Source organism: Georgenia wangjunii (genome assembly GCF_036421975.1).
Taxonomy (GTDB): Bacteria; Actinomycetota; Actinomycetes; order Actinomycetales; family Actinomycetaceae; genus Georgenia_A; species Georgenia_A wangjunii.
Genome location: NZ_JAZGON010000001.1, coordinates 431,002 through 456,632, shown reverse-complemented (window position 1 = coordinate 456,632; position 25,631 = coordinate 431,002). Strand labels below are relative to the sequence as shown.

The window sequence follows — 25,631 nt, the reverse complement described above, 5'->3', positions numbered from 1 at the left end:
TACTGACGCGAACTCACCGGACCATCGTGGACCCTCGACGTGATCTGCGCCTCTCGAGCGGGCGACGACGTGCCCGTGCGCCTCTCTGGGGCGGACGGTGGGGCGGCGGATGTGGAGCGGGAACCGGGCGGAACCGCGGCTAGTCCACCGCTCACGTCCGTCGTCCGTCGGTCGCGACCGGCCGTGCCCACCGGCGCGCACCGGACGTTCACCTGCCGTCCACAGGGTTGTTCACAACCGTTGCACAAGTTCCCGGTGCGCAGGGTCTCGGCGCGGCCGGGGCGGGGCGCCTGGCGGGGCGCCCGCGGCGTCTCTCACCCCTCCGGCGCCCGGGGCGACCACCGCAGCGGCGGAGGGGCGAGGCCGGTGAACTGCTTGTTAGGATGCAACCGCCCTGTGCAGGCGAATCTCGGCCCAGCTGTGGCCCGCCGTCATGGTCAACGCCCGCGTCGGCCGTCCGGATGGTCAACGCACGCGTCGGCCGTCCGGGGAAACGTCCTGACCGACCCGCTGACGACCATGGAGCGGCCAGTGCTGCAGCTGTTGATCATCCACCTCGTGGTGGCGATGGTCGCACCTGCATGCGTCAAGGTCTGGGGACGGCGGTTCTTCGCCGTCCTCGCGCTGGTCCCGGCCACGGCGTTCGTGTGGGCGCTGACGAAGACGCCGGCCGTCCTCAGCGCCGGCGATGCCGCGAGCTCCGGCTTCAGCCCGATGCCTGTCGTGGGGAGCCCGTTCCCGACGCAGACCGTGTCCTGGGTGCCCGCGCTCGGGCTGTCCCTGGACTTCCGTCTCGACACGCTCGCGTGGCTCCTCGTGCTGCTCGTCGGCGGCGTCGGGGCCCTCGTCCTCGTCTACTGCGCGGCCTACTTCTCGGCCAGCGCGAAGAACCTCGGGCGCTTCGCCGGCGTCTTCGTCGCCTTCGCGGGCGCGATGCTCGGGCTCGTCACCACGGACAACACGCTCCTGCTGTACGTGTTCTGGGAGCTGACGACGGTCTTCTCCTTCCTGCTCATCGGCCACTACCACGACCGGCAGAGCTCCCGCCGGGCCGCGGTCCAGGCCATCGTCGTCACGACGTTCGGCGGGCTGGCGATGCTCGCCGGGTTCATCGCCCTCGGCGAGGTCGAGGGGGGCAGCTACCGGCTGAGCGAGCTCGTCGCGTCGCCACCGGCGGGGGGCCTCGTGCCGACCGCGGTCGTCCTCGTCCTCGTCGGGGCCGTGAGCAAGTCCGCCCTCGTGCCGTTCCACTTCTGGCTGCCCTCGGCCATGGCCGCCCCCACCCCGGTGAGCGCTTACCTCCACGCCGCGGCCATGGTCAAGGCCGGCGTCTACCTCATCGCGCGCATGGCGCCCGGCTTCGCCGACCTGCCCGTCTGGCGCTGGACGGTGCTCGTCCTCGGGACCGGCACGCTCCTCCTGGGCGGCTACCGGGCCCTGCGCCAGCACGACCTCAAGCTCGTGCTCGCGTTCGGCACCGTGAGCCAGCTCGGCCTCATCATCCTGCTCGTCGGGTACGGGGACCGCGCCGTCGCGCTCGCCGGACTCGCGATGATCGCCTCGCACGCGATGTTCAAGGCGTGCCTCTTCCTCGTCGTCGGGATCGTCGACTGGTCGGTGGGCACGCGTGACCTGCGCGAGCTGAGCGGGCTCGGCCGGCGGATGCCGGTCGCCGCCGTGAGCGCCGGCATCGCGACGGCCTCGATGATCGGCCTGCCGCCCCTGGCCGGGTACGTCGCCAAGGAGGCGGCGCTCGAGGCGCTCGTCCACCGCGGCGGGACGGTCGACGCGCTCATGCTCGCCGGCATCGTCGTCGGCTCGATCCTCACGGCTGCCTACGGCCTGCGCTTCATGTGGGGGGCCTTCGCCTCGAAGGAGGGCGTCGAGGCGCCCGAGCCGCAGCGGACGTCCCGGCTCATCCTCGCGCCCCCGGTCGTCCTCGCGGTGGCGAGCGTCGTCGTCGGCCTCGCCCCGGGCCCGACGGAGCGCCTGCTCGCCCCGTTCGCGAACACCTACCCCGGCGAGGCCGGCCACCTGACCCTGTGGGGCGGGTTCGGCCTGCCGCTCCTCCTCACGGTGGCGATCCTCGGCGCCGGTGCCGTGCTCTTCCTCGGGCGGGACCGCGTCGAGCGCGCCCAGGCCGCCATGCCGGCGACCGAGGGGGCCGAGGGCGTCTACCGGCGCACGATGCGCGGCCTGGAGAACGTCTCCGCCGACGTCACCGCCGTCGTCCAGCGCGGTTCCCTGCCGGGGTACCTGTCGACGATCCTCGGGGCGACGGTCGTCCTCGGGGGCGGCGCGGCACTCGTCCGCGGGACGCTGCCCACCGACGTGCGCCTGTGGGACAACGGGATCCAGCCCGTCGTCGTCGCGGTCATCGCCATCGCGGCGTTCCTCGCCGCACGCGCCCGGCGCCGCCTCAAGGCGGTGCTCCTCGTCGGGGTCGTCGGCTACGGCGTGGCGGTCCTCTTCGAGCTCCACGGCGCACCCGACCTCGCGCTCACCCAGGTGCTCGTCGAGACGATCACGCTCGTCGTCTTCATCCTCGTCCTGCGCCGCCTGCCGGCCTACTTCTCCAACCGCCCCCTCGCCGTCTCACGCTGGTGGCGCGCCGCCCTCGGCACGGTGGCCGGCCTGACGTTCGGCGCGCTCGCCATGGTCGCCGCGGGCTCCAGGGTGGCGCCTCCCGTCTCGGAGGTCTTCCCGGAGGAGGCCTACGAGTACGGCTACGGCAAGAACATCGTCAACGTCACGCTCGTCGACATCCGCGCCTGGGACACGATGGGCGAGCTCTCCGTGCTCCTCGTTGCCGCGACCGGCGTCGCCTCGCTCGTCTTCATCCGCGCTCGGGGTGGGCGGATCGACCGGACGGCCCAGCTCTCCGACGCCATGGCCCTGCCGCGTGTGTGGGCCGGCGGCCCGGACCGCGGCGCTGCGCTGCGCAAGCCGGACACGGCGGCCCCCTCGCCCGCGTTGCGCGCCCCCGGGCGCGGCCAGCGGTGGCTGACGGGCGGCGCGACGCTCGCGCCCCAGCGCCGCTCGGTCATCTTCGAGGTCGGCACGCGGCTCATCTTCCACACGATGCTCGTGTTCTCGGCGTACCTGCTCTTCGCTGGGCACAACTCACCGGGCGGAGGCTTCGCGGGTGGCCTCATCGCCGGCATCGCGCTCACCGTGCGCTATCTCGCCGGTGGCCGGTACGAGCTCGGCGAGGCGGCGCCGGTCCAGGCCGGCTGGCTGCTCGGGACCGGCCTCTTCCTCTCCGCGGGCGTCGGCGCGATCCCCCTCCTCTTCGGTGGTGACGTGCTCCAGTCGACGGTCTTCGACGCGGACCTCGGGCCGTTCGGCGAGCTCCACCTCGTCTCGACGCTCTTCTTCGACATCGGCGTCTACCTCGTCGTCATCGGGCTCGTGCTGGACATCCTGCGCAGCCTCGGTGCCGAGGTGGACCGCCAGGGCGAGCTCGAGGGCAACGCCGCCCCCGACGTCGCGCACGACTCCCCCCAGGCCACGTCCGACGACGCGGCGGGTCCCGACTTCCAGCCCGCCGGCCCGGCGACGACCGACGGGAGGGTCCCGTGATCGACACCAGCCCGAGCCTCGCGCTCGTCGTCCTCGTCGTCGTCCTCGTGGGGACCGGCGTCTACCTCCTCCTCGAGCGGAGCCTCACCCGGGTCGTCGTCGGGATCACGCTCATCTCCCACGGCGTCAACGTCATGTTCCTCATCGCCGGGGGACGCGCCGGCGGGCCGCCGCTCGTCGGCTCGGTGCCGCCGGAGGAGATGAGCGACCCGCTGCCGCAGGCCATGGTGCTCACCGCCATCGTCATCACGCTCGGCATGACGGCCTTCCTCCTGTCGATGGCCTACCGCTCGTGGCAGCTCAACGGCCACGACGAGGTCCAGGACGACCTCGAGGACCGCCGCGTCGCGCGGCGGGCCGCGCTCAACGAGGTGCCCGAGCGCAGCACGGACGACCCGGGGACCTCGCTCGCCGAGGACGCCGCGAGCGCCCGGGACGAGACGGCGACCGCCGACGAGCACGCACGGCGCGGCCACCACCGCGCGGCCCTGGGCGCCGACGACGGCGAGGCCCTGCGATGAACGAGCTCGTCCCGCTGCCTGTCCTCATCCCGCTCATCGCCGCCGGCGTGGCGCTCGCGCTCGCCCGCTACCCCAAGATCCAGCAGATCGTCTCGGTCGTCGCGCTCTCGGCGGTCCTCGTCGTGGCGGTCATCCTGCTCGTCGCCGTCAACGACGGCCCGCTCGTCATCGACATCGGGGGCTGGGCGGCGCCCGTGGGCATCGCGCTCGTGGCGGACCGGCTCTCGGCGCTCATGCTCGTCGTGTCGGTGCTCGTCACCCTGTCCGTCCTCCTCTACTCCCTCGCGCAGGGCGTGGCCGACGGCAACGAGGGCGCGCCGGTGGCGATCTTCCACCCGAGCTACCTCGTCCTGTCCGCCGGGGTCTCCAACGCCTTCCTCGCCGGGGACCTGTTCAACCTCTACGTCGGTTTCGAGATCCTGCTCGTCGCGAGCTTCGTCCTCATCACGCTCGGTGGGTCCCGTGAGCGCATCCGGTCGGGGACGATCTACGTCGTCGTCTCGCTCGTGTCCTCGATCATCTTCCTCACGGCGATCGCGCTCGTGTACGCCGCGACGGGCACGGTCAACCTCGCGCAGCTCTCGGACCGGCTCGCGGACATCGACCCCGGCACCCAGCTCGTCCTGCAGCTCATGCTGCTCGTCGCCTTCGGCATCAAGGCCGCGATCTTCCCGCTCCACGCGTGGCTCCCGGACTCCTACCCGACAGCGCCCGCGCCCGTCACCGCGGTCTTTGCCGGACTGCTGACCAAGGTGGGCGTCTACGCGATCATCCGCACGCAGACGCTCTTGTTCCCCGGTGGCCGGCTCGACGACCTCCTCATGGTCGCGGCACTCGTGACGATGCTCGTCGGCATCCTCGGCGCGGTGGCGCAGCAGGACATCAAGCGGCTGCTCTCGTTCACCCTCGTCAGCCACATCGGCTACATGATCTGGGGCGTGGCGATGTCGAGCGCCGCGGGGCTGTCCTCGGCGATCTTCTACGTCGTCCACCACATCACCGTCCAGACGGCGCTCTTCCTCGTCTCGGGGCTCATCGAGCGCCGCGGCGGGACGACGTCGCTCGCGCGCCTCGGCTCCCTCGCCCGGCTCGCGCCGCTGCTCGCCGTCCTCTTCTTCGTCCCCGGCATGAACCTCGCCGGGATCCCGCCGATGTCCGGCTTCCTGGGCAAGGCGGGCCTCATCCAGGCGGGGGTCCAGGACGGCGGGGCGCTGGAGTGGGCGCTCATCGCCGGCTCGCTCGTCACGAGCCTCCTCACCCTCTACGCCATCACGAAGGTGTGGAACCAGGCCTTCTGGCAGGAGGCGCCCGAGAAGCTGCCCGAGGCGGCGTCCACCCGGGGGATGATCGGCCCGACCGCCGGGCTCGTCGTCTTCTCGCTCGCGCTCACGGTTCTCGCCGGCCCGCTGCACGACTACACCGACCGCGCCTCGCGCGACCTGCGCGCCCGCACCCCGTACGTCGAGGCCGTCTTCCCGGACGGGATGCGCGGCTCCGGCCAGTCTCCCGACGTCACGCAGGAGGGCGAGCGCCAGGAGGACTCCGGTGACATCGACGACGTCGAGGAGACGGAGGGGGCGACGCCATGACCGTTCCTGACTCTGCGACCGTCGCCAACCTTCCTGGCGCGACCCCGCCGCCGCGCCGCCGCCTCCGGGCGAGCTGGGGCATGCTCGTGTGGCTCACCCTCGTGTGGGTCCTCCTGTGGGGCGACTTCACCCTCGCGAACCTCGTCAACGGGCTCATCGTTGGACTCGTCGTCACGACGGTCCTGCCGCTGCCCGCCATCCCCTTCAACGGCCGCTTCCGTCCGTGGGGGGTCGTCCTCCTCATCACGCGCTTCCTGCGGGACGTCGTCGTCGCCTCGGGAGAGGTCGCGTGGCTCGCCGTGCGCGGGCGCAAGCCGAGGGGCGCCGTCATCCGGGTGCGCCTGCGCAGCCACTCCGACTTCTACCTCACGATGACGGCGGGCTTCACCTCGCTCGTGCCCGGCTCGATCGTCGTCGAGGCCCACCGCCTCACGGGCACGCTCTACATCCACATCATCAACGTCGAGACGAAGGACGGGCTCGAGAAGGCCCACCGGGCGGTGCTCGCGCAGGAGGAGCGGATCCTGCGCGCCTTCGCCTCGCGCGAGGAGCTTCTCGACGCCGGGCTCATGCCCGGCAGCTCCCCGCGGGCCGGGAAGTGCTCGACGTTGGCGGGGGACATCGCCCAGGCCCAGGTCGACGCCCGGCGCGACGACGGCAGCGGCGGTGGTGCGGGGACCTCACCGGTGCACGACGCGCAGGACGTGCGGGAGGAGGAGCGATGACCGTCGTCTACGTCATCACGTTCACCCTGCTCGCGGCGGCGGCCCTCCTCGCCATCGTCCGCATGGAGCGGGGGCCGAGCATGTTCGACCGGATCGTCGCCGTCGACGTCATGACCGCCGTCGTCCTCGGCACGGTCTCCGTCGTCTCCGCCCTCACGGGGCGGGCGGACCTCGTTCCCGTCCTCGTCGTCCTCGCGCTCGTCGGGTTCGTCAGCGCGGTCTCGATCGCGCGCTTCGCGGCGGCCGAGTCCGCGGACGAGGCGCGCATCCTCACGAAGGCCGAGCTGGCGGAGGTGCTCGCCCAGCGCGACGCACTCGCCTCCGACGACGCGCCGCCCGTCCACGACATCGACACGAGCGTCGTCATCGCCGTGCTCGACGTCCCGGGCGCCCCGGCGCGCCCGGTTGCCGGGCAGGGAGCGGCGCACGCCGGGCTGGCATCGGCCGAGGAGGCAGCCGGCGGGCAACCGTCGGCGGGCAGCCCCGGCGACCCCGGTGACGCCCTCTCGCTCGGCCGCAACGAGGAACCGCACGAGCGAGACGACAGCGACCCGTCGGCACCGGCCGGGTCCCCCGACGTGGGAGGTGCACGATGAGCTGGACCGTGGTTGCCGACGTCCTCGGCGCCGTGTGCCTCATGCTCGGCGCCGGCCTGGCGTTCATCGCCGCCCTCGGCCTCGTGCGCTTCCCCGACCTGCTCTCCCGGATGCACGCGGCGACCAAGCCGCAGGTGCTCGGGCTCATGCTCCTCATGGCCGGCGTGAGCCTCGTCCAGCGGAACGCGACCGTGACGTGGACGCTCGTCCTCGTCATCATGTTCCAGCTGATCACGGGCCCGATCTCGGCCCACATGCTCGGGCGGGCCGGCTACCGCACCGGCAAGGTCCACGCCGAGCAGCTCGTCGTCGACGAGCTCACGCAGGATCTCGAGAAGAGCGAGCGCGCCCCGGACTCCTGACCCGCCGTCCCGTCCCTCCGGCCCGCGACCCGCTCGCGAGCGGCTTGCGCTGCGGGTGATGCACCCGGAGGGCCGGCGGGGTCAGGCGTGCTTGTCGACCGGTCCGCCGTACCACTTCGACGCGCCGCGCAGTGCGAGGCGACGGCTCACCTCGACGACGGCGCCGGAGACGATGGCGAAGAGGATGACCTCGGTCATGCTCACGCCGTGGTCGTCAGGGTCCTTCGGCGGCTCGTGGCCGGTCGCGGCCTTCCAACCCGAGTCGATCGCCTTGTGCACGAGGGTTCCCGTGACGAGGATCGACGCAGTGCTCAGCAGCTTCCACCCGATGTCCATGACGCCCAAACTAGCCATGCCGCGGCGTGGGTGCACGCCGTCCCACCGCTGAGGGCCGGGCGTGACGTCCGGGCCGCACCGGCCCCTCCGTCGTCCCGTATAGGGTTGGGCACGAACGACAGGGGAGCACCACCCGCAAGGGCACGGTGCTGAGAGTGCGGACACAGCCGCAGACCCTCGAACCTGCACCGGTTAGTACCGGCGAAGGGAGTCGGGATTCTCTCCCCGCGACGTTCGTGCCCCCGGGCGCGGACGGGCGCGGGCCCTCCTTACGTGTGAGGAGGAAGCATGACCATGAACCACCAGTCCAAAGGTGACCCACGCCCGTGCCACATCGCCGGCGCGGAGGCTGCCCGCCCGGGCGCCGGACGTCCGCAGGGACGTCGCCACCGGCGCCCCGCCGCGCGCCCGGCGCTCGCGGTGGCCGGCGTCCTCGCGCTCGCCGGGTGCAGCGCGATCGGGTCCGGGTCCGGCGGCGGGGACGAGTCCGACGACGCCAGCACGCTCACCGTCGTCACGCACGACTCGTTCAACCTGAGCGAGGAGCTCCTCACGGACTTCACCGAGCGCACCGGCTACGAGATCACCCAGGTGGCGCCGGGCGACGGCGGCGCGCTCGTCAACCAGCTCGTCCTCACCAAGGACGACCCGCTCGGGGACGTCGTCTACGGCATCGACAACTCCTTCGCCGCCCGGGCCGTCGGCGAGGAGGTCCTCGCGCCCTACACGTCCAAGGCGGCCACGGGCCCGGCGCCGTTCGAGGCCCACCTCACCGCGGTCGACCGCGGCGACGTGTGCGTCAACATCGACCACGGCTGGTTCGCCGAGCGGGGCCTCGAGGAGCCGGTGACCCTCGAGGACCTCACGGACCCGCGCTACGCGGACCTGCTCGTCGTGACGAACCCCGCGACGTCGTCGCCCGGCCTGTCCTTCCTCCTCGCCACGGTGGGCGCCTTCGGCGAGGACGGCTGGCAGGACTACTGGACGGCGCTCGCCGCGAACGGCGTCAAGGTGGTCCCGGGATGGAGCGACGCCTACTACGTCGACTTCTCCGGCTCCGAGGGCGCCGGCCCGCGCCCGCTCGCGCTCTCCTACTCCTCCTCGCCCGCGGCCGAGGTCCCCGACGGCGCCTCGGAGCCGGCCACCGGCGTCCTCCTCGACACGTGCTTCCGCCAGACGGAGTACGCGGGCGTCCTCGCCGGCGCGGAGAACGTCGCCGGGGCGGAGGCGTTCATCGACTTCCTCCTCTCCCCGGAGGTCCAGGCGGACATCCCGGGGCAGATGTACATGTACCCGGTCCGCGAGGACGTCGAGCTGCCCGCCGAGTGGGAGCGGTTCGCTCCCCTCGCCCCCTCCCCGCACGACGTCGACCCCGAGGCCATCTCCGCCAACCGCGACGAGTGGATCGCGACGTGGACGGAGATCGTGATCGGCTGATGGGGCAGGGGACGGACCCGGAGACGGCGGCGGCGCCGGGGCCGCCCGTGCGCCGGGTCGCCGGCGGCGGGGGCGGACCGGAGGGCGACGCGACGCCGGATCCGGCTGTGCGCCGGGTCGTGGAGGGTCTGGCGGGAGCCGCGAGGAACGAGCGGCGGATGGAAGACCCGGCGCACAGCCGGACCCGGCGACTCCCGACCACCCGTCGGTCCCGCCCGTCCCCGGGCGCCGTCGCCGGCTGGGGGCTGGCTGCGGGGGTGCCGCTCGCGTTCCTCGCGGTCTTCTTCGCGTGGCCGGTGCTCACGCTCGTCGGCCGGGGCTTCCTCCCCGACGGCGCGCTCGACCTCTCGGGGTTCGCGGACGTCTTCAGCGCCCCGCGGACGTGGCGGCTCCTCGGGCTCACGCTCGCGCAGGGCGTGCTCGGCACCGCCTTCGCGGTGCTGCTCGGCGTGCCGGGGGCGTACGTGCTCTACCGGTGCCGGTTCCCCGGACGGGAGCTCGTGCGCGCCTTCGTCACGGTGCCCTTCGTCCTGCCCACCGTCGTCGTCGGCGTGGCGTTCCGGACACTCCTCGTCGAGGGCGGGCCGCTCGGCCTCCTCGGGCTCGACGGGACGTTCCCGGCGATCGTCGCGGCGCTCGTCTTCTTCAACTACACCGTCGTCGTCCGCACGGTGGGCGGGATGTGGGAGCGGCTCGACCCGCGCCCGGAGCAGGCGGCGCGCAGCCTGGGTGCGCCGCCGTGGCGCGCGTTCACGACGGTGACGCTGCCCGCGCTCACGCCGGCGATCGCCTCGGCGGCGGCCATCGTCTTCCTCTTCTGCGCGACGGCGTTCGGCATCGTCCTCGTCCTGGGCGGCCTGCGCTTCGGCACGATCGAGACGGAGATCTGGGTGCAGACCACCCAGTTCCTCGACCTGCGCGCCGCGGCGGTGCTCTCCGTCGTCCAGCTCGTCGTCGTCGGCGCCTCGCTGTGGTTCTCGGCCCGGGCGCGCCAGCGGCGCGAGCGGGCGCTCGACCTGCGGACCGACCCCGCCGCCGCCCGCCCCCTGCGGCTGCTCGAGCGCACCGGCGGGCGTCTTCGGCCGGGGGCGGACCTCGCGCCGGCCGCCGTGACCGCACTCGTCGTCGTCGGGCTCCTCGCCCTGCCCCTCGTCAACCTCCTCGTGCGCTCCTTCCGCGCCTCCGGCACGTGGAGCCTGGCCAACTACGTCAACCTCGGCACGACCGGCGGTGCGAACGCGCTCAGCGTCACCGTCTGGGAGGCCACGGCCAACTCGCTGCGCATCGCCGTCGACGCCACGCTCATCGCGGTGACGGTGGGGACGCTCGTCGCGCTCGTCGTCTCCCGGCGCCCCCGCAGCCGCCCGGCGCGCCGTGCCATCGGCGCCCTCGACTCCCTCTTCATGCTGCCGCTCGGCGTCTCCGCCGTCACAGTGGGGTTCGGCTTCCTCCTCACCCTCAACGAGGGCCCCGTCGACCTGCGCGGCTCGGCGGTCGTCGTGCCGATCGCCCAGGCGGTCGTCGCCGTGCCCATCGTCGTGCGCACGGTCCTGCCGGTGCTCCGCGCGATCGACCCGCGCCTGCGCCAGGCCGCCGCCGTGCTCGGCGCGACGCCCGGTCGCGTCCTGCTCACCGTCGACGGGCCGTTCCTCGTCCGGGGGCTCGGGCTGGCCCTCGGTTTCGCGTTCGCCGTCTCGCTCGGCGAGTTCGGCGCGACGTCGTTCCTCGCCCGGCCCGAGAGCCCGACGCTTCCGGTCGTCATCTTCCGTCTCATCGGGCGCCCCGGGGCGGACAACTACGGCATGGCGCTCGCGGCGTCGGTCGTCCTCGCCGTCGTCACGGCCACGGTCATGGCCGTGGCCGGGCGCCTGCGCGGGGACAGGATGGGGGAGTGGTGAGCGCACGCAGCACGGCCGATGGTGGCCTCGAGGTGGTCGACGTCGAGGTCCGGTACACGGATGCGGGCCCCGCGACGACGGCGGTGGCCGGGGTGAGCCTGGCGGTCCCGGCCGGCGAGGTGCTCGCGCTCCTCGGCCCGTCCGGCTGCGGGAAGTCCTCCCTCCTGCGCGCCGTCGCCGGCCTCGAGCCGGTCGCGGCCGGCCGCGTCCTCTTCGCGGGGCAGGACGTCGGTGCCGTCCCCGTCCACCGGCGCGGGTTCGGCCTCATGTTCCAGGACGGCCAGCTCTTCCCCCACCGCGACGTCGCCGGCAACGTCGGCTACGGGCTCGTCATGGCCGGCGCCGGCCGGCCCGAGCGGGACCAGCGGGTCGGCGAGCTGCTCGACCTCGTCGGTCTCACCGGGTACGCCTCCCGCGCGGTGAGCACGCTGTCCGGCGGGGAGAAGCAGCGCGTCGCCCTCGCGCGGGCCCTCGCGCCCCGGCCCCGGCTCCTCCTTCTCGACGAGCCGCTCTCCTCCCTCGACCGCTCCCTGCGCGAGCACCTCTCGGGCGAGCTGCGGGACATCCTGCGCGCCGCCGGCACCACCGCGCTGTACGTCACGCACGACCACGACGAGGCGTTCACCGTCGCCGGCCGCGTCGCCGTCATGGACGCCGGGCGCATCCTCCAGGTGGACCGACCGGCGCGGCTGTGGCGGCAGCCGCGGAGCGAGCGCGTGGCGCGGTTCCTCGGCTACGGGCCGTTCCTCACCGCCGACGTCGCAGGTGGCGCCGCGCGCACCGTCCTCGGGGACGTGCCGCTCCCGGCCGGCGGCGTGCGCTCCGGCGGCGGAGACGTCCCAGGCGGAGCCGCCGTCCGGGACGACGCCAGGGGCCGGGACGACGCTGCGGCTCGGGACGGCAGCGTGGTTCGGGACGGCGGCGTGGGGCCGGCCGCGAGGAGCGGAACGGTCCTCGTCGGCCTCGGACCGGCCGCGCTGCGCGTCGTCGACGACGGCGGCACGCCGGTGGACGTCGTCGCCGCCCGTTTCCGGCGCGGGAGCACCGAGCTGACCGTCGTCCTGCCGAGCGGGGAGCGCGCCACAGCGCTGGCCGGTGCGACGGTGGCGGGACCGACGGGCGAGGGGCCTGGCCAGGTGCGCGTCCGGCTCGACCCGGCGGGCGCCGTCGTCGTCCCCCGCTAGCCGCGCCGCCCCGTCAGGTCCGCGACCTGCCGGGGCAGCAGAGCCAGGCGTCGTGGATCAGGTGAGGTCCCCGCGCACGATGCTGTCCCCGCTGTGCGCGGGGTCGCCGTCGATCGGTTCGCGCGAGACGTCCACGATGGGGAACTCGGTGATGTCGAGGCCGTCCGGCAGCGCGAAGCGGCCCTCGTCGGCCGTGAGGACGCCGACGCTGACGAGGCGCTGGACCTGTCGGTCGATGAGCCACACCTCGCGGTAGCCGTCGACGGCGCCGGTCGGCAGGTCGATGACGAGCTCGAGCCGGTCGCCCACCTGCTCCACGACGGCCGAGCCCGAGGCGTCCCAGCCCGGCAGCGGGTCGAGGTCGGTCGACGCGAGGACCTCGGGCGCGCCCGGGGCGGTCAGCTGCTGGACGGCGAGCGTGCCGCCGACGCCGACGACGAAGGCCGCTGCCGCGATCCACGCCGAGCGTCGCGCCCACGGGTTCGTGCGTCGCTCCCGCTCCGCGCGGCGGCCCGTGAGCTCGTCACGGCCGTCGACGGCCGGTGCCGCGGGCTCGACGGCTGGTGCCGGCGGCGGGGCGGCCTCGGCCACGGGGAGGACGGCGGGCGCCTCCGTGCTGCCGGTCTCCGGGGTGGCACCGATCTCGGCGGCGATCCGGTCCCACACGGACGGGGCCGGGCGCTCGAGCTCGACGCCCGCGCGGCCCGCCGCGACGGTCCGCCGGTACGCGGCGAGCTCGTCCTGGCAGTGCTGGCACGTGCATGTCTCGTCCCGGGCCCCCTCGAGGGCGCTCAGGGCCAGGTCGTCGTCGTCAGAGTGCGGCATCTGCTCCCTCCATCCGTTGGCGCAGCCTGCGCAGGCTCCGGGTGATGTGCGACTTCACGGTCCCGAGCGGCAGCTCCAGGCGGTCCGCGATCTGGGTGTGGGTGAGGTCGGCGAAGAACGCCAGCTGGAGGATCTCCTTCTGGGGGGACCCGAGCTCGGCGAGCGCGTCCGCGACGACCACCTGGTCGACGACCTGCCCGGTGTGCTCGACGACGGCCTCCGCCCCGGCCCCGTGCACGGCTGCGGCCGCCGCGCGGGCGTCCCGGGTGCGGCGCTCGTGGGCGTCGGCGATGGCGTGGCGGGTGATCCCGACGAGCCAGGCGGCGAGCGGTCCCCGGGCGGGGTCGAACCGCTCGCGCCCGCGCCAGGCGGAGACGAAGACCTGCTGGGTCACGTCCTCGGCGTCGGCGACCGCTCCGAGGGAGCGGATCGCGAGGGTGTAGACCATGGGGGAGTAACGGTCGTACGCGGCACGGACCGCCTCCGGCCGGCCGGTGCGGAAGGCGTCGTCGAGCGCGTCGGGATCGACGAGGACCGTCATCACCCCCTCCGGGACGCGATCATGCCCCGGCGTCCGCCGAAGCCTGGTCCGGGAGCAGCGTAGCCGTGGCGACGACGTTCTGGCGGTAGCTTCCCGCCTGCTCGTCCCACTCCCCGCCGCACGTGATGAGCGCGAGGCGGGGCTCGCCGTCGCGGCGGAAGTAGGCGGTGAGGTCGATCGTGGCCTTGTCGATGACCTCGACGTCCGTGACCTCGTACGTGAGGACCCGCCCGTCGGTCCGGGTGAGCCGGACACGGTCGCCCGCGACGAGGAGGTGGAGCTCGGCGAGGGGGCCGCGGGGGGTGATGTAGGAGCCCGAGTGGGCCACGACGACGGCGGTGCCGACGTCCTCGCCCACGGTGGGCCCGAACCGGTACCAGCCCGCGCGGTTCGCGTCGGGCGGGACCTCCATCTGCCCGTCGGCGGCGATCCCGACGGCGTCGACGGGCATGTCGACGCCGCCGAGGGCGTCGAGCTCCAGCCGTTCGGGGGCGACGACCGGGGCGATGGACGGGACGTCGGCCGGCCGGACGGGCACCGCGGTGCCCGTTCCGGCCGGCCCGGGAGAGGGGGGGGGGGGGGGGGGGGGAGGGGGGGGAGGGGGGGGGGGAGGAGACACCCCCACTTCTTGNNCCCCGACTACACCGGTTCGGGGGGGCGGTGGCACCGGCGCGGCGGGGGTGACCGCCACCGCTCCCGTTCCGGGAGCGGTGGGGCCGTCAGTGGCCTGCTCGGCGCCGGGGGCGCAGCCCGCCAGGAGGATCCCGGCGAGGGCTGCCACCACCAGCGCCCGTCTCATCGGGCCGCAGCCAGCTTGCGGGAACCGACGACGACGCCGGCGGCGAGCAGGGCGCCGAACCCGGCGAGGAGGAGCGGGCTCGTGCCCGCGGGCGCGACCTCGACCTGACCGGTGGGGACGCCGGCGGGGGCGGAGTGCAGACCGCCGACCATCTGGGTGGCGAGGGCCAGGTTGTCGCCCTCGAGGCTGCCCCACGCGTAGACGATGGTGGCGGAGCCCTCCTCGACGGGGACGTCGGCCGGGCCGAGCAGCGGGTCCGTCGTGCCGGCGGCGGCGACCGCCGCGGAGACGGTCGAGGCGGGCAGGTCGAGCGCGGCCTCGTCCGGGTTGGCGAGGGCGGAGACGACCGCCTCGCCGCCGGCGAGGATGTCGACGGCGGGGGCGGCCGCGACGTGGCGGACCACGAGGCGTCCCTCACCGGCGGCGGTGGGGGTGAGGTCGTTGGTGAAGAGGGTCGCCGTGGGCGTGCCGTCCTCCATGAGGTGGGCCGCCGCGGTGTACGAGCCGCCCGCCTCGAGCGGGAGGTCGACCGGGCCGATCGCGGGGGCGCTGTCGTCCTCGGCGTCCGCCGCGGTGATCGCGACGGTGTAGGTGCCGGCCGGCAGCTCGAGCGGGCCGGCGAGCTCGCCGGGCTCGAAGTCGTCGAGGGTGAGCTCGCCGTTGACCCACACGTCCACCGTGAGGTCGGGGACGCCGTGCAGGACCGAGAGCTGGGCGTTCTCGGCCGTGGTCGCCTGCGCCGGTGCAGCGAGAGCGAGGAGTGCGAGGGCGGCTGCCCCCGCGAGAGCCGGTGCTGTGCGCATGATGTTCCTCCGTCGTCGTGCCCCGTAGGGCTGGGTGGTGCTGACGGTGGGTATTCCTGCGTGGGGGCCCGGACGGATGCACCTGGGCGCGAGCAAAATTCTTCGGACGTCCCGGGGCGGTCAGTCCGCGGGGCGGTCCCGGTCGAGCTCCGCGGGCAGCTCGGCGACGGGGACGATGACGATGTCCTGGAGCTTCCAGTCGAGCTCGGCCACGGAGCGGCGCGCTTCTGCCAGCTCGCCGAGCGAGGGTGTCTTGCCGCCGTGCGGGACGGCGAAGGACTCGACGTGGAAGACGTGCCCCTCGTCCCGCACGCGCGAGCGCACCTCCTTGACCCAGCGCAGCGTGGCGAGGTGCTCGTCGAGCTCACGCACGAGCGGGTGCGGCCCGGCGTCGTCGTACGTGCGGGCGCGGGCGTCCATGAGCCCGCGGACCGCGCCGCGGGTGTTGCGGACGCCGTCGGAGAGGATGCTCCCGGAGATGAGAAGGGCGGCGGCGGCATCCGCCCACCACAGGCCGACCCCGATCCCGAGGATGCCCGCGATCGCGCCGACGGCGGTCATCCAGTCCGCCTTGTTCATGTCCGCGTCGGCGTAGAGGACCTTGTCGTGGAGCTCCCTGGCCAGGCGCATCTTCTTCCGGCCGAGGATGACCGGGGGCACGGCGGTGTAGGCCATGACCGTGATCATGAGCCAGCCGGCCCACACCTCGTGGCCGAGGACCACCATGAGGCCGATCGGTGGGTGCTCCCCGGCGACGAGCCCCGATGCGGAGTCCCAGACCATGAAGGCGCCCATGATGACGAGCGCGGTCGCGGCGACGAGGTGCCCGACGCCGACGGAGCGGTGGTAGCCGTACGGGTGGTCGTGGTCCGGCCGGCGCCGGCTGATCCGCACGGCGGCGAGGAAGGCGAACGGCGGGATGAAGGAGAGCAGGTCCTCGGCCCACGCGGCCTTCATCGCCTGCGAGCTGCCCATGACGAGGTAGACGGCCGTCACGGCCGTGAGGAGGAAGGCGATCGAGACCCACTCGAGGCGGATGGCGCGGCGCAGCGCCTCGTCCTGCGCCGCGGGCAGCTCGGTGTGGCCGAAGCGAGGCACCTCGGCGTCGTGGCCGGACTGGAGGCGGCTCACGGGACGTCCGAGCCGAGGAGGAACGTCTCGAGCTCGACGAGGAAGGCGTTCTCCCCCATCGGGACCGCCATGACGTGCGCCTCCTCCGCACCGTCGGGCCCGACGGCGAACGTGTACGCCGTCGTCAGCGACGCCTTGTCGGCCCACGGCGACGCCGCTGTCAGGCCGCCGATGACGAGGTCGAGCTCCCCCCGCTCGAGCTTGCCGATGAGCGACTCCTCCCCGCCGGTCGTCCACGCGACGCTCGCGTCGAGGGAGTCGGCGAAGTCCGTGACGAGGTCGACCTCGAGCCCGCTCGCGTCGTCGCCCGTGACCTCGGTCCATGGCTCGTTCGGCGAGACCCCGACGCGCAGCACGGAACCCCGCACCTGGTCGAGGGTGCCGTCCGGGTCGCTGGGGATCCGGGCACCGCACCCCGCGAGGAGGAGGACGAGCATGGCCGCGGCCAGGGCCCGAGCGGTCTTGATCATGGCGCCAGTGTTGCCCGGACCCCCGGTGACCGCACCTGATGGCGGGCGTGGCTATGGTGGCGGCGTGACCGACGTGGAGGTAGGCCGTGGATGACCTCGATGTGCTCCTCATGCTGCTCGTCTTCATCAAACTGCCGGCGGTGCTCATCGCGCGCTCGTCCCGGCGGCTGAGCGCAGCGCCGCGGCACGCGCAGCAGCTGCGGGCGTGGGCAGAGGCGCGGGGATGGACGTACCGCGGTGCCGACCCCTCGCTCGTGGGTCCCTGGCAGGTGAGCCCTTTCACCGACGCGGACCGCTCCGTCGACGACGCGCTCGTGGGGGAGCACCGCGGCCGGGCCGCGACGACGTTCCGGCTCGAGGCCGAGGCGGACGAGGAGGACGGGTCCGCCTTCCACGTGCTCACCCTCGCGCTCGCCCACCCGCAGCACCCCGCCCAGCTCGCGTGCCCGATCCAGGGCGGGCCGGTCGTGCCGCCGCGCATCGGGGAAGACGTCCGCGCACGGCTGCGCGAGCAGGACGCGGCGGGCATGTCCGTTCGGGTGGCCGAGGGCCACATCGTCGGCTGGGTCGCCGGCGAGCCGATCTTCTCCGAGATCACCACCCGGCTGGACGTCCTCGCCGACGTGGCCGACCTCCTCGAGGGGACTGCCGCTCCGTCTCCCGACGGCACGGGCGTCGCGCCCGGCGAGGCCCGCTGAGTCCGCACCGTGAAGCGGCACAGCGCGCGTGCTGGCGCCGGACTGCCGCCGGTCCTAGCCTCGGGGCCATGGGCACCATCCGTGAGGTCCGCCGCGGGCGGCTCCGCTTCGACGTGAGGGACGAGGGCCCGCGCGACGGCGTGCCGGTCGTCCTTCTCCACGGGTTCCCGCAGGACGCCTCGAGCTGGGACCGTGTCGCGCCCCTCCTCCACGCGGCCGGCGTGCGCACGATCGCGCCCGACCAGCGCGGGTACTCCCCGGACGCCCGGCCCCCGCACCGCGGCGACTACCGCCTCGAGTGGCTCGTCGAGGACCTCCGCGCACTCCTCGACACCGCCGGGCTGCCCGCTGCGCACGTCGTCGGCCACGACTGGGGCGGAGCGGTGGCGTGGGCGGCGGGTGACGTCATGCCCGAGCGGGTCTCCTCCCTCACCGTCCTGTCCACCCCTCACCCACGGGCGCTCATCCGCTCGTTGGTGCGCTCGACCCAGCTCCTCCGGTCCTACTACATGGTCCTGTTCCAGGTGCCCCGGCTGCCCGAGCGTGCGCTCGCACCGCGCCTCGAGGGCGTCCTGCGCGGCACCGGCCTGCCCGCCGCGGACGCCACCCGCTATGCCGCGCGGATGCGGGAGCCGGCGGCGCTCACCGGCGCGCTCCACTGGTACCGCGCGCTCCCGCTCTCCCGCCTTGCGAACGCCCCCGTCGCGGTGCCGACGACGTACGTGTGGGGCCGCGCGGACTTCGCCCTCGGGCGGTGCGCGGCCGAGCTGACCGAGGAGGAGGTCGCGGCGCCCTACCGTTTCGTCGAGGTCGACGCCGGCCACTGGCTCCCCGAGACGCAGGCGGCGCTCGTCGCGGAGGTCGTCCTCGACCAGCTGGGGGACGCCCGGTGACAGGGGGCGCGGCGCGGGAACGGCCGGCCGCGGTCGTCTCGACGCCGGCCGCCCCGCTCGGCGCCGGGGCGACGGCGCTCGCCGTCGCCTTCGTCGTCTCCGGGGTGACGCACCTCGTCCGCCCGGGCGTCTTCGAGGGCATCGTCCCGCGGTGGCTCCCCGCCCGCCGGGGGCTCGTCCTCGTCTCGGGGGTCGCGGAGCTCGCGTGCGCGGCCGGGCTCGCCGTCGCGCGGACGCGCCGGCCGGCCGCCCTGGCGAGCGCGGCGCTCCTCGTCGCCGTCTACCCCGCGAACGTCCAGATGGCCGTCGACGCCGTCCGCCGGGGCCGCCCCGGCTACCGTGCCGTCGCGCTCGCCCGCCTCCCGCTCCAGGTGCCGCTCGTCGTGACGGCGTTGCGGGCGGCCCGAGGCCCGGCGTGAGCACGCCGCCGGATGGCACCAACGCGTGCCGGCGGTGACACTGAGGATTCCTCCCGACACTGAAGGAGCCTCCCGTGCTCGGACTTCCCGACGGCGTGCGCGCGTGCCTGTTCGACCTCGACGGTGTCCTCACCCGTACGGCGGCCGTCCACGGCGCAGCGTGGACCCAGACCTTCGACGCCGTGCTGGCCGAGCGCGCGGCGGTGGCGGGTGAGCCGTTCGTCCCGTTCGACCCCGTCGCCGACTACGCCACGCACGTCGACGGCAAGCGGCGCCCGGACGGTGTCCGCGACTTCCTCGCGAGCCGCGGGATCGTCCTTCCCGAGGGTGCGCCCGACGACCCGCCCGACGCCCTCACCGTCAACGGGGTCGGGAACCGCAAGAACGAGCTCCTGCTCGCCCTCATCGCCGCGGAGGGCGTTGAGGTGTTCGAGGGCAGCAGGCGCTACCTCGAGGCGGCCCGGGAGGCGGGCCTGCGCCGAGCCGTCGTCTCGAGCAGCGCGAACGCCGAAGCCGTGCTCGAGGTGACCGGGCTGGCCGGGCTCATCGAGGTGCGCGTCGACGGCGTCGTCGCCCGCGAGCGGTCCCTGCCGGGCAAGCCCGCCCCGGACACCTTCCTCGACGCGGCGCGGCAGCTTGGCGTCGAGCCCGCCGACGCGGCAGTCTTCGAGGACGCCCTCGCGGGTGTCGAGGCCGGCCGCGCGGGCGGCTTCGGTTACGTCGTCGGCGTCGACCGTCTCGGGCAGGCCGGGGCGCTGCGGACGCGGGGGGCCGACGTCGTCGTCACGGACCTGGAGGACCTGCTGTGAACGACGTGCCCGACCTCGCGCCCGACCCGTGGTGCCTGCACGAGCTGCACCTCGACCTCGAGACGCTCGGCCAGACGGAGTCCCTGTTCGCGCTGTCCAACGGGCACCTCGGACTGCGCGGCAACCTCGACGAGGGTGAGCCGGCCGGGGCGCAGGGCACGTACCTGAGCGGGTTCTTCGAGCACCACCCGCTGCCCTACCCCGAGGGCGGCTACGGCTACCCCGAGTCCGGCCAGACGCTCGTCAACGTCACGAACGGCAAGCTCATCCGGCTCATGGTCGACGACGAGCCGTTCGACGTGCGGTACGGGCGTGTCCTCGCTCACGAGCGGGTGCTCGACCTGCGGGCGGGCACGCTCCACCGCGCGGTCGAGTGGGTCTCCCCGGCAGGCAGGCACGTGCGGATCCGCTCGACGCGGCTCGTCTCCTTCACCCACCGCGCGATCGCCGCCATCGCCTACGAGGTGGAGGCGGTCGACGGCCCGGCGCGCATCACGGTCCAGTCCGAGCTCGTCGCGAACGAGGCGCCGCCCGAGGTGCACAGCGACGACCCGCGCGTCGCCGAGGCCCTCGACTCCCCGCTGGTGCCGGTCAGCCAGGACAAGGACCGGCGCGGCGCCTCGCTCATCCACCAGAGCCGGCAGAGCGAGCTGATGATCGCGGCGTCGATGGACCACGACATCGAGGCGCCCGCCCAGTACGAGATCGAGAACGAGGTCCGGGAGGACTGGGCGCGTACGACCGTCGTCACGGTGCTCCAGCCCGGGCAGACGCTGCGGATCGTCAAGTACGTCGGGTACGGCTGGTCCGCCAACCGGTCCGCGCACGCGCTGCGCGACCAGGTGGCCGCCGCCCTGACGAGCGCCCGGTACGCCGGGTGGGACTCCCTCCTCCTGGGCCAGCGCGAGTACCTCGACCGGTTCTGGGAACGCGCCGACGTCGAGGTGGAGGGCGACCCGGCCATCCAGCAGGCCGTCCGCTTCGGCCTCTTCCACGTCCTCCAGGCCGGGGCGCGCGCCGAGCAGCGGGCGATCGGTGCGAAGGGCCTGACGGGTACCGGGTACAACGGCCACACGTTCTGGGACATCGAGGGCTTCGTCCTGCCCGTCCTCATCATGACCGCGCCGCACGCGGCGGCGGACGCGCTGCGCTGGCGGGCCTCGACGCTTGACCTCGCCCGCCAGCGCGCGCACACCCTCGGCCTGGCCGGCGCGGCGTTCCCGTGGCGCACGATCAACGGCGAGGAGACGTCGGCCTACTGGCCGGCGGGGACCGCGGCGTTCCACGTCAACGCGGACATCGCGCGGGCGTTCGAGGAGTACCGGCGCATCACCGGCGACCACGACCTCGAGCGCGAGTGCGGCCTCGAGGTGCTCGTCGAGACCGCCCGGCTGTGGATGTCCGTGGGCCACCACGACCGCCACGGCGGGTGGCACGTCGACGGCGTCACGGGACCGGACGAGTACACGGCGGTCATCGACGACAACGTCTTCACCAACCTCATGGCCGCGCGGAACCTGCGCGCCGCAGTAGGGGCGTGCGAGCGCCACCCCGACCTCGCGCTCGAGAACGGGGTCTCCGCGGAGGAGGCGGTCGCCTGGCGGGCGGCCGCCGACGCCGTCCATATCGCGTACGACGAGGAGCTGGGCGTCCACTCGCAGTGCGAGGACTTCACCCGCTTCGCCGAGTGGGACTTCGCGGCCTGGACCGGGGAGTACCCGCTCATGCTCAGCGCGCCGTACTTCCAGCTCTACCGCAAGCAGGTGGTCAAGCAGGCGGACCTCGTCCTCGCGATGCACTGGTGCCCGGACGAGTTCACACCTGAGCAGAAGGCCCGCAACCTCGACTACTACGAGCGCCGGACGGTGCGGGACTCCTCCCTCTCGGCGTGCACGCAGGCGGTCATGTGCGCGGAGACCGGGCACCTCGACCTCGCGCTGGACTACCTTCACGAGGCCGCGCTCGTCGACCTGCGCGACCTTCAGGGCACGACGAGCGAGGGCGTGCACATGGCCTCCCTCGCGGGCGCGTGGACCGCGCTCGTCGACGGCTTCGGCGGGCTGCGGGGGGACTCCGAGTTCCTCCGGCTCGACCCGGCGCTCCCGAGCGCGATCTCGCGGCTGGCCTTCCGGGTGCGCTGGCACGGGATGGCCCTCAAGGTCGAGATCGACCGGGCCGAGGTGCGCTGCAGCCTGCTCGAGGGGAACGGCCACACCATCCCGCTGCGGCTCTACGGCGAGGACGTCGAGGTCAGGGCAGGGCAGGACGTCGTGCGCCCGCTCGCGCACCGCGAACCGCTCCTGCCCGAGCCTAAGCAGCCGGCGGGACGCCGGCCCGCGCCCGCCGACACGGGCGGCTCGAGGTCCGCGGACCCGGTCGGCTCAAGGTCCGCGGACCCGGGCGGCCTGGTGCCCGCCCCGGCGACGGTCCGATGACCCCCCGCACATCCTCCGGTGATCACGCAGAAGTGCCGCCCGGCGCTGCCCCGCCCAGCACCCCCTCCTCCGGTGATCATGCAGAAGTGCCGCCCGGCGCTGCCCCGCCCAGCACCCCCTCCTCCGGTGATCATGCAGAAGTGCCGCCCGGCGCTGCCCCGCCCAGCACCCCCTCCTCCGGTGATCACGCAGAAGTGCCGCCCGAGACGGCGGCCGTTGCCGCCATGGACGCTGCCGGCCTCGCGCCAACCGTCACCCGGCACGGCCGCGTGAGCAGCCTCGCGGAGGCCGCGGCGGCGCGCGGGATCGAGCCGGCGGGGCTCATCAAGACGCTCGTCGTGCGGCGTGGCGAGGGGGACTACCTCTTCGTCCTCGTCCCCGGCGACCGGACCATCTCGTGGCCGAAGCTGCGCGCGCTGCTCGGGGTGAGCCGGCTGTCGATGCCGGACGCCGCCACTGCCAAGGACGTGACCGGGTACGAGCGCGGCACCATCACGCCGTTCGGTGCGACGCACCCGTGGCCGGTCGTCGCTGACGAGCGGGTGCGGGGCCTGGTCTCCATCGGCGCCGGGGCGCACGGCGTCGCGGCCACCGTCGACGGAGACGACCTCGTCGCCGTGCTCGGCGCCGACCGGGCCGACGTCACCGACCCGGCGCCGTAGCCGCCGCGCCGGCTAGCTCGAGCGCCGCGTCCCGTGGGGGCGCTCGTACTGCTCCGCCAGCCCGCCGGCCAGGGCGGCGAGGAGCGCCGGCACGTCCTCGGCGGCGAGCCGGACGGTCCCCGTGCACACGTCGTCTCGCCACAGCGAGAGGACGACGACGCCCTCCTCGTGGTGCCAGGACGCGCGCAGAACCCGGCCTCCGCCGCGTGCATCGGCGAAGACCTCGCCCCGCGCGGGCAGCGCGACGAGCCGTCCCATACGGCCATCGTCCGCCCGGTGGGCGATTTTGACCAGGGGTCGGTGCCGACGGCGGCGTCGCCCGCCCGTGGGGAGGGAGGCTCTCACCGCCCTGTGCCCTGTGCCCTGTGCCCTGTGCCCCGTGCCCCGTGGCCCGTGCCCCGTGGCCCGTGCCCCGTGGCCCGTGCCCCGTGACCCGTGCCCCCGTGACCCGTGCCCCCGTGACCCGTGCCCGTGCCGGGCGCCCCCGTGACCCGTGCCCGTGCCGGGCGCGAGCTGCCGGTGCCGGTGCCAGGCAGGACTCGGTAGTGCCTCGCCGGGATCAGGGCCGCTCGTCCTGGTCCCGGCGGCGGCGGTACCGAAGCCGCGCGCGGGTCCGCACCGCGCGCGGGCCTTCCCGCGGGCCCCGGGCGGCTCCGTCGTGGGATCAGAAGGGCGGGCCGCCGACGTCGAAGAGGATTGGTGCGTACTTCGGGGGCCGGCTGCGCGTGGTCCGGCGGGTCGACGGCGGACGGTCGCGGCCGGGCCCCGTCGTCCCCGTGGTCGTAGGCGGCGCGGTCGTCGCGGCCGTGGGCGCAACTGTCGGCTGGGCCGTGGGCGGAGCTGTCCCCTCGAGCGTCGGCGGCGCTGCCTCGTGTCCCGCCGGCGGAGGTGCTTCTTGTCCCCGGGGCAGAGCTGTCCCCTCGAGCGTGGGCAGCGCTGCCCCAGCGTTCGTCGGCAGGGTTGTGCCAGTAGTGCCGGCTCGTGGTGGTGTGAGGCCGTCGGGCTCGTTCTTTCCCGCGCAAGCGGAGCGCTTTGGTCGCGCGGTGTAGAGGCTGGTGCCGATGGGGGTGCCGTGTCGGTCGTGGAAGGCGTGGCCGCCGGGCAGGGTGGTGATGCGGATGTGGTCGGCGTGGACGCGGTGGTGGTGGTAGCTGCACAGCGTGAGGCCGTTCTCGATGGAGGTCGCTCCGCCGTTGGACCACCAGGTGATGTGGTGGACCTCGCACCACGAGGCGCGCAGGGTGCACTCGGGCCACTGGCAGTGCCGGTCCCGGGCGGTCACGGCTCGGCGCAGCTCGCGGGTGTAGTGGCGCTGGGTCTGTCCGACGTCCGTCGGGACGCCGTGGGCGTCGAGGACGATGCGCGTCATCTCGCAGTCGCACATGACCCGCTGAAGCTCGCTGAGCGGGACGATCGAACCGTCCTCGAGGATCGCCGGTGCGACGTCCGGCAGCACCGGCAGAAGGCCGAGCGGCGGCAGCGGCCCGCTCTGGCCGTCATCGCTGTCGGAGCTCCCGGCCGGTCCGCACGACCCGTCGACGCTGTGCCGGACGCCCGGGCCGTGGTCGGCTTCGTCGCCGTCGGGGCGGTAGAAGGAGTGGCCGGGCTGCCCGGGGCCGGGCGGTGGCGTGGTGAGGGCGCCGTCGAGGAGGATCCGGTGGCGCACGACGTCGGTCCACGTCTCCTCGGTCACCAGGAGCGAGAGGTGGGGGCGGATCTGGGCGCCGTTGCGGTCGGCGCCGACCTGCAGGACGCGGTTGGCCATGGTGACCAGGGCATCGGCGCGGCGCTGCTCGCGGGTGCGGGTGTCGTCCTTGGCGGGTTTGCCGACGATGGCGTCGATCGCGGTGTCCACGGTGGTGCCGTCGACGTCATTGAGGAAGAACTCACCCTTGCGCCCACCCGCCTGCCGTCGCACGGTGAACGACCGGCGGGCGTGGACGGCGTCGAAGTCCGCCTGCGCCGCGGCGGCGTCGATCGCCGCCGCCCGCGTCTTGGCGGCCTTGGCGAGCTCGGGTGCGGGGACGTCGGCGGCGAGGTCGAGGAGCTCGGTGCCCAGTTCACCGGCCAGGGCGTCCTTGACCTCGGCCGAGGCGTGCTCCCGCAACCGGGTCAACGTCTTGGCGTGCTCCAGGGTGATGGTCCCCTCCTGCACCGCGTCCGCGAGACCCGGCATGGCGTCCAGCCCCTCCGCGAGCCCCAGCTCCCCGGCCGCCGCACCGCGCCCCGTGCCGGTGGTGCGGGAACGCCAGTCGGTGAAGTCCCGGTCCCGCACCGTGCCCCACGTCCCGTCCTCCTTGTGCGCCAGGAGGAGCTGACCTCGGTACAGCGTCGCCTCACGGATCAACGTGTCCAGCGACCCGATCACCGACTCCCGCTCGCCCCTCTCCCACCCGATCGCCGACGATCCCGGCGCGGCCTCCCGCAGCGCGCCCAGCGCCGCACACACCGCTGCTGCGAGGAGCGTCGGGGATGCCGAGACGCTGCCCGGCGAGCGGTCTGCGGCGGTCGGGCCGCAGCCAGTCGCGGGGGTGACGGCAGGGCCGCGGCCAGTGGCGGTGGCGACGGCTGCAGCGCGGCCAGTGGCGGTGGCGGCGGCTGCAGCGCGGCCAGTGGTGGTGGCGGCGGCTGCGGCGCGGCCAGTCGCGTGGGGAGATGTGGCGATGATCGCGGGGGCATCGGCGGCCCTGACAGACCCAGCGGCACGGTCGGCGTCGTGCCCCGGCTGATCGACCACCCATGGGCGAGAGGAGGCTCCCCGACTGGGTGTCGGCGGTGTCCGCGGTAAGCACGTGCCGTTCGGCGCAGTGAGGACGTCGCCCTGCCCGTCTGGCTCCTCGACCGCCGGCATCGCGACCATCGTCCTCACCTCCGCTCTACCTCGAACGCTTGTATGGAGACTATCGGCGAGCACCG

The 25,631-nt window shown here is 74.2% G+C and carries 24 protein-coding genes and 1 riboswitch; of the genes, 15 read left to right on the top strand and 9 right to left on the bottom strand.

Translation table 11 applies throughout. The features are described 5' to 3' along the window. Nucleotides 1-531 precede the first annotated feature (531 nt). The 6 genes from V2J63_RS02045 to mnhG are packed head-to-tail and all read left to right on the top strand — an operon-like array spanning nt 532 to nt 7,375. Nucleotides 532-3,582, top strand: coding sequence for a Na+/H+ antiporter subunit A (locus V2J63_RS02045; protein WP_331229308.1), 3,051 nt, complete (start codon nt 532-534; stop codon nt 3,580-3,582). Beyond that, on the top strand, nt 3,579-4,103 hold the full coding sequence (locus V2J63_RS02040; RefSeq protein WP_331229307.1) for a Na(+)/H(+) antiporter subunit C: 525 nt from the start codon (nt 3,579-3,581) through the stop codon (nt 4,101-4,103). The genes V2J63_RS02045 and V2J63_RS02040 overlap by 4 nt, the downstream gene beginning before the upstream one ends. Continuing rightward, entirely contained in the window at nt 4,100-5,692 is a 1,593-nt protein-coding gene (locus tag V2J63_RS02035) for a Na+/H+ antiporter subunit D (RefSeq protein WP_331229306.1), read from the top strand. Before V2J63_RS02040 ends, V2J63_RS02035 begins: the two co-directional genes overlap by 4 nt. Then, a complete protein-coding gene (locus V2J63_RS02030) occupies nt 5,689-6,417 on the top strand; it encodes a Na+/H+ antiporter subunit E (RefSeq protein ID WP_331229305.1) in 729 nt (242 codons plus the stop codon). The genes V2J63_RS02035 and V2J63_RS02030 overlap by 4 nt, the downstream gene beginning before the upstream one ends. Then, on the top strand, nt 6,414-7,013 hold the full coding sequence (locus V2J63_RS02025; protein ID WP_331229304.1) for an MrpF/PhaF family protein: 600 nt from the start codon (nt 6,414-6,416) through the stop codon (nt 7,011-7,013). The genes V2J63_RS02030 and V2J63_RS02025 overlap by 4 nt, the downstream gene beginning before the upstream one ends. Further along, nucleotides 7,010-7,375, top strand: a complete 366-nt coding sequence (mnhG, locus tag V2J63_RS02020; RefSeq protein ID WP_331229302.1) for a monovalent cation/H(+) antiporter subunit G — start codon at nt 7,010-7,012, stop codon at nt 7,373-7,375. The genes V2J63_RS02025 and mnhG overlap by 4 nt, the downstream gene beginning before the upstream one ends. 81 nt (nt 7,376-7,456) lie before the next feature. Here mnhG and V2J63_RS02015 read toward each other — a convergent pair whose 3' ends face one another. Beyond that, nucleotides 7,457-7,711, bottom strand: coding sequence for a DUF4235 domain-containing protein (locus V2J63_RS02015; protein ID WP_331229301.1), 255 nt, complete (start codon nt 7,709-7,711; stop codon nt 7,457-7,459). Between the two features lie 110 nt (nt 7,712-7,821). After that, a riboswitch (TPP riboswitch) is annotated at nt 7,822-7,938 on the top strand. Between the two features lie 67 nt (nt 7,939-8,005). On the opposite strand from V2J63_RS02015, the gene V2J63_RS02010 reads away from it, so the two are divergent. The 3 genes from V2J63_RS02010 to V2J63_RS02000 all read left to right on the top strand — a co-directional run bounded on the left by V2J63_RS02010 (nt 8,006) and on the right by V2J63_RS02000 (nt 12,230). Then, nucleotides 8,006-9,148, top strand: a complete 1,143-nt coding sequence (locus tag V2J63_RS02010; protein ID WP_491062010.1) for a thiamine ABC transporter substrate-binding protein — start codon at nt 8,006-8,008, stop codon at nt 9,146-9,148. A gap of 158 nt (nt 9,149-9,306) precedes the next feature. After that, nucleotides 9,307-11,046: an ABC transporter permease gene (locus V2J63_RS02005; protein WP_331229299.1), complete on the top strand. Its 1,740-nt coding sequence runs from the start codon at nt 9,307-9,309 to the stop codon at nt 11,044-11,046. Continuing rightward, complete coding sequence (locus V2J63_RS02000; RefSeq protein ID WP_434056264.1) at nt 11,043-12,230, top strand: ABC transporter ATP-binding protein; 1,188 nt, start codon at nt 11,043-11,045, stop codon at nt 12,228-12,230. Before V2J63_RS02005 ends, V2J63_RS02000 begins: the two co-directional genes overlap by 4 nt. Before the next feature lie 57 nt (nt 12,231-12,287). Here V2J63_RS02000 and V2J63_RS01995 read toward each other — a convergent pair whose 3' ends face one another. From V2J63_RS01995 to V2J63_RS01970, 6 genes are all read right to left on the bottom strand, one after another. Then, nucleotides 12,288-13,055: an anti-sigma factor gene (locus V2J63_RS01995; protein WP_331229298.1), complete on the bottom strand. Its 768-nt coding sequence runs from the start codon at nt 13,053-13,055 to the stop codon at nt 12,288-12,290. Then, nucleotides 13,042-13,596 carry an RNA polymerase sigma factor gene (locus V2J63_RS01990; protein WP_331229297.1) on the bottom strand — a complete coding sequence of 185 codons (555 nt, stop codon included), beginning with the start codon at nt 13,594-13,596 and terminating at the stop codon, nt 13,042-13,044. Before V2J63_RS01990 ends, V2J63_RS01995 begins: the two co-directional genes overlap by 14 nt. A 19-nt stretch (nt 13,597-13,615) precedes the next feature. After that, on the bottom strand, nt 13,616-14,134 hold the full coding sequence (locus tag V2J63_RS01985) for a class F sortase (protein ID WP_331229296.1): 519 nt from the start codon (nt 14,132-14,134) through the stop codon (nt 13,616-13,618). Nucleotides 14,135-14,391: 257 nt separating this feature from the next. Continuing rightward, the gene (locus V2J63_RS01980; RefSeq protein ID WP_331229295.1) at nt 14,392-15,198 is read right to left on the bottom strand and encodes a DUF4397 domain-containing protein; all 807 of its coding nucleotides are present in this window, start codon (nt 15,196-15,198) and stop codon (nt 14,392-14,394) included. A 120-nt stretch (nt 15,199-15,318) separates the two neighbouring features. After that, entirely contained in the window at nt 15,319-16,329 is a 1,011-nt protein-coding gene (locus V2J63_RS01975) for a cation diffusion facilitator family transporter (protein ID WP_331229294.1), read from the bottom strand. Then, entirely contained in the window at nt 16,326-16,799 is a 474-nt protein-coding gene (locus V2J63_RS01970) for a transporter substrate-binding domain-containing protein (protein WP_331229293.1), read from the bottom strand. Before V2J63_RS01970 ends, V2J63_RS01975 begins: the two co-directional genes overlap by 4 nt. An 86-nt stretch (nt 16,800-16,885) precedes the next feature. Here V2J63_RS01970 and V2J63_RS01965 point away from each other — a divergent pair, with 86 nt between their 5' ends. From V2J63_RS01965 to V2J63_RS01940, 6 genes are all read left to right on the top strand, one after another. Further along, nucleotides 16,886-17,497 (top strand): hypothetical protein, encoded by a 612-nt coding sequence (locus V2J63_RS01965; RefSeq protein ID WP_331229292.1) that lies wholly within the window; start codon nt 16,886-16,888, stop codon nt 17,495-17,497. A gap of 68 nt (nt 17,498-17,565) precedes the next feature. After that, a complete protein-coding gene (locus V2J63_RS01960; protein ID WP_331229291.1) occupies nt 17,566-18,390 on the top strand; it encodes an alpha/beta fold hydrolase in 825 nt (274 codons plus the stop codon). Beyond that, entirely contained in the window at nt 18,387-18,809 is a 423-nt protein-coding gene (locus V2J63_RS01955) for a DoxX family protein (protein WP_434056263.1), read from the top strand. Before V2J63_RS01960 ends, V2J63_RS01955 begins: the two co-directional genes overlap by 4 nt. Nucleotides 18,810-18,883: 74 nt before the next feature. After that, nucleotides 18,884-19,618 carry an HAD family hydrolase gene (locus tag V2J63_RS01950; RefSeq protein ID WP_331229290.1) on the top strand — a complete coding sequence of 245 codons (735 nt, stop codon included), beginning with the start codon at nt 18,884-18,886 and terminating at the stop codon, nt 19,616-19,618. Further along, on the top strand, nt 19,615-22,053 hold the full coding sequence (locus V2J63_RS01945; RefSeq protein WP_331229289.1) for a glycoside hydrolase family 65 protein: 2,439 nt from the start codon (nt 19,615-19,617) through the stop codon (nt 22,051-22,053). Before V2J63_RS01950 ends, V2J63_RS01945 begins: the two co-directional genes overlap by 4 nt. Before the next feature lie 224 nt (nt 22,054-22,277). Continuing rightward, on the top strand, nt 22,278-22,715 hold the full coding sequence (locus tag V2J63_RS01940) for an aminoacyl-tRNA deacylase (RefSeq protein ID WP_331229288.1): 438 nt from the start codon (nt 22,278-22,280) through the stop codon (nt 22,713-22,715). A 12-nt stretch (nt 22,716-22,727) separates the two neighbouring features. Here the strand turns inward: V2J63_RS01940 and V2J63_RS01935 are convergent, their stop codons facing one another. Both V2J63_RS01935 and V2J63_RS01930 read right to left on the bottom strand, forming a co-directional pair. Further along, nucleotides 22,728-22,973: a hypothetical protein gene (locus tag V2J63_RS01935; protein ID WP_331229287.1), complete on the bottom strand. Its 246-nt coding sequence runs from the start codon at nt 22,971-22,973 to the stop codon at nt 22,728-22,730. 406 nt (nt 22,974-23,379) lie between these two features. Beyond that, a complete protein-coding gene (locus tag V2J63_RS01930; RefSeq protein WP_331229286.1) occupies nt 23,380-25,083 on the bottom strand; it encodes an HNH endonuclease signature motif containing protein in 1,704 nt (567 codons plus the stop codon). Nucleotides 25,084-25,631 lie beyond the last annotated feature (548 nt).